Source organism: Streptomyces sp. NPDC043870, from assembly GCF_056435785.1.
On the sequence record NZ_JBWKDT010000120.1, the window covers coordinates 1 to 3,054 of the forward strand.

Below are 3,054 nucleotides of genomic sequence, written 5' to 3' on the forward strand. Positions count from 1 at the left end.
GTCGATGCGGCGCCGGCGTTCCAGCAGGCTGGGGAAGAAGCTGTCGGTACGGACCTTGGGGATCGCCAGGTCCAGGTCCCCGGCCTGCGTGGTCACGACTGTTCTTGAGTTTGCTCAGGAAGAGTTCACGAGATCCCGTCCGATCTGATTGATCGGGCGGGATCTTGGCGTTTCCGGGGTCTGTTCGAGGTGGTGTCCGAACGCGGTCGGGGCCTCGGGTGGTTGTTTGGCGGAGGATCGGCCTGGGGTTTGGGTGCGTGAGGGTTGCCGGGGTTGCTGCTGGACGTGTGTGAGCCCGTCGTGTGGTGCCGGGGTGTCAGGTGCTCGTGCGGACCGTTGCCGGCTTGGGGGGCGGGGAAAGCCCGTTCGCGGTGATGGCGGCCGAAGCGGATTCCGTGGGTTCGGTGGTCGAGTCGATCGTTCTGCCGCTGGTCGCGTTGGTCGTGGTCTGGGCCCAGGTGAAGAGCGAGTGCAGGTTGGTGCTGCAGATCATCAGGGCGAGGAGGATGGTCTGCGCGACGCGGCCGTGGGCGAGGCGCCTGGTGGGGTCGGCGATGTTGATGCCGTGGCTGGAGATCAATACCGTGCCGGGACTGTCCGAGCTGGGGAACCTCGCCACGATGGCCCGTGCGGCCGGCATCTCGTACGAGGAGCTGATCGTGCACGTGTTGGACACGGCGTTCACGAAGCCTGCGTACGTGCCATAGGAGACTGTGGGGTCATGACTGGCTCCATGACCACGCACTCTGTCCCGTATTACTCGCAGTGGGAGTCTGCCGATCTGGTGCCCGAGTTCGTCACGGGTACCAGATTGGCGGCTGACGATCCGCTCTGGCAGAAGTCCGGTGCCGACAGCCGAGAGGAGTACGCGTTCTGGGCGCCGCGCATGTGCGGCATGGCGTGCCTGCGGATGGCGCTGGATTTCTGGGGCCATTCGGTGCCGCCGTCGGTGCCGCTGCTGCGCGAAGCCCTTACCGCCGGAGCCTATGTGCGTACTGGTGAGACGACAGTGAAGGGCCTCATCTACGCGCCGTTCGCCGACTGGGTCAAAAGCCGCTGGAACCTGCACGCCGAGGTTCGGCCCGAGCTGGCCGCCGAGGAGATCGACGCCCACGTCGCGCGAGGGAATCTGCTGCTGCTCTCCGTCCACAAGACGATCCGCACCCTCGATGCGGCGCCGGCCGGGCGCGGTGGGCACCTGGTGCTCGCTGTCGGCTCTGGCCCCCGCGGCGTTGTGCTGCACAACCCATCCGGCTTTCCCGGACGGTCCCAGGAGTTCCACACCGTGCCCTGGACGGACCTTGACCGGTTCTTCGCCGGCCGCGGTGTCGTGCTGGGGCCCACTGCGCAAGGAGCCTCATGATTCCCCAGACCCTCGCCGGCATCGCCCAGGTCAGCTTCTCGGTCTCTATGGTGCTGCTGAGGTTGGTAAGGCTTGTAGTGCAAAAGCCACGACGGCGGCGCCCGTGTTGGCGGATCTGATCCCGTCTCATCCCAGGTATGGGCGTTTGTGTACTATCGGCATCTGGCTACCGCCGATGCCTGCGCAGGACGAGCGGCCGACGATGAGCGGACGGCGGCTGAGAGGGTGTGCATCACCACGTCCAGCGACAGCGACGCCTTGCGGCTGTTCTTCAGCAGTCGCTGGATCAGTTCGCTCCTGGTGGAGGCCCCGTGCGGGGTGGTCACCACGTGTGCGCGGTGCTGCTGGCCCGCAAGCCAGTCCAGACGGATGCGGTGCCGGTCGGCGGTGAGCGAGGCCTGCCAGCAGGCATCAGTGACGGCCTCCGGGCTGTCGCCCCACACCGTCATGTAGGCGTCCCCATCGACGAGCGCCGCGCCCTCCACGAGCGCACCGTGCGTCGTACCGCTCGCGATCTCGTGCGTGGTGGCCTTGATCTTGTCCGTGGTGAACGCCTCAGCCTCGGCCGACTGCCACTTCGCGGACCGGCGGGACTGGGCTGCGGGAAGCGGCCGGTACAGGTCCGCGAACGACCGGTCGGTGCCGAACAGCGGGTTGTGTCGGTCCGCCTCTCCCTCACCGAGGTGCAGTTTCGTCATCAGGTCGCCGTCGGTCGCATGCGGCCATGCGGTGACCCGCGCCGTCGCGGCATACCGGCCGTTGTCCAGCTCGATCCAACCGGGGCCACGCTCGACCGCGACAGGGGCCGGCTCCGGCTCCGCCGGCGTCAGTGCGCCGAGGCGGGCGAACTCGCCCTCCAGCGTTCCGAGGATCCGGGAAGCCTGCCCCAGCCCCTTCGGCACACGGACGGAGACCGTCTGGGTGCGGGCGGTGCACTCGCCCACGGCGGCGAGGTGGGTGACGTGCACCTGGACACCGGCGGTGCGGGCCTGGTTGCCGGCGAACGCAAGCCCGCGGGAGAACGCGTTATGGAACCCCGCCCGGTGCTGGGTCCTGCAGGGTGCCGTGACCAGGGTACAACGTCCACGTCGCCGTCTCGCCCGGCTGCCTGGCCATTGCTTCGGGTGCGGTGTGTTCGCGCAGGTGCCGGTAGCCGACGGCCCAGCGGGCGATCGAGCGGGGCCCCGGCGCGAGGTTGAGCAGCGCTGCGGCGGCGCCCACCGCGCCGAACGTCCAGACCGGCGGCGGGGTGATCATCGCCGACATCAGCACGGCGCCCCCGACCCCGGCGTTCGCTTTCGTCAGCAAGGTCTCGACAGGGCTGAGCCCGCGCTGTAGGGCGAGCACGCGATAGCCGGGAGTCAGGGAATACACGGAAGAACCTCCTTGAAGTCTGGAGCCGAGAAGCCCGGCCCCGGCGCTCGCGCAGAGGCGAACGCCGGGGCCAGGACCAGTCATCGACGGTGCGGCCGGGGCGGACCAGCATGTGATGGTGGCCGGTGGCGATGGTGCTGATGGGCTCGTCGAAGGACTGGACCGTGCAGTTGTTCCGCATGATCACAATGAACGGCTGGTCTGCCACGTGGCTCCGCCGCTTAGTACTGCAACGGTCTTTTGTGTGACGGTGGGACAGTTTCCGGTGGTCTGTGGCCGCGTTGTTTGTAGTGGCTGATGCGGGCTTGGTGTTGTCG

4 protein-coding genes and 1 pseudogene are annotated in these 3,054 nt (G+C 68.0%); 2 read left to right on the forward strand and 3 right to left on the reverse strand.

The window, feature by feature from the left end; all coding sequences use genetic code 11:
* Positions 1–102: pseudogene (locus AC0699_RS39500) on the reverse strand (transposase); the annotation flags it as partial.
* Between the two features lie 458 nt (positions 103–560).
* On the opposite strand from AC0699_RS39500, the gene AC0699_RS39505 reads away from it, so the two are divergent.
* Together AC0699_RS39505 and AC0699_RS39510 are read left to right on the forward strand one after the other, a co-directional pair.
* Positions 561–707: a hypothetical protein gene (locus AC0699_RS39505; RefSeq protein ID WP_478671480.1), complete on the forward strand. Its 147-nt coding sequence runs from the start codon at positions 561–563 to the stop codon at positions 705–707.
* 26 nt (positions 708–733) lie between these two features.
* Complete coding sequence (locus AC0699_RS39510; protein ID WP_478671463.1) at positions 734–1,363, forward strand: C39 family peptidase; 630 nt, start codon at positions 734–736, stop codon at positions 1,361–1,363.
* A gap of 152 nt (positions 1,364–1,515) precedes the next feature.
* Here AC0699_RS39510 and AC0699_RS39515 read toward each other — a convergent pair whose 3' ends face one another.
* Both AC0699_RS39515 and AC0699_RS39520 read right to left on the reverse strand, forming a co-directional pair.
* Positions 1,516–2,331, reverse strand: coding sequence for a hypothetical protein (locus AC0699_RS39515; RefSeq protein WP_478671469.1), 816 nt, complete (start codon positions 2,329–2,331; stop codon positions 1,516–1,518).
* 58 nt (positions 2,332–2,389) lie between these two features.
* A complete protein-coding gene (locus AC0699_RS39520; RefSeq protein WP_478671476.1) occupies positions 2,390–2,737 on the reverse strand; it encodes a hypothetical protein in 348 nt (115 codons plus the stop codon).
* Positions 2,738–3,054: the final 317 nt, after the last annotated feature.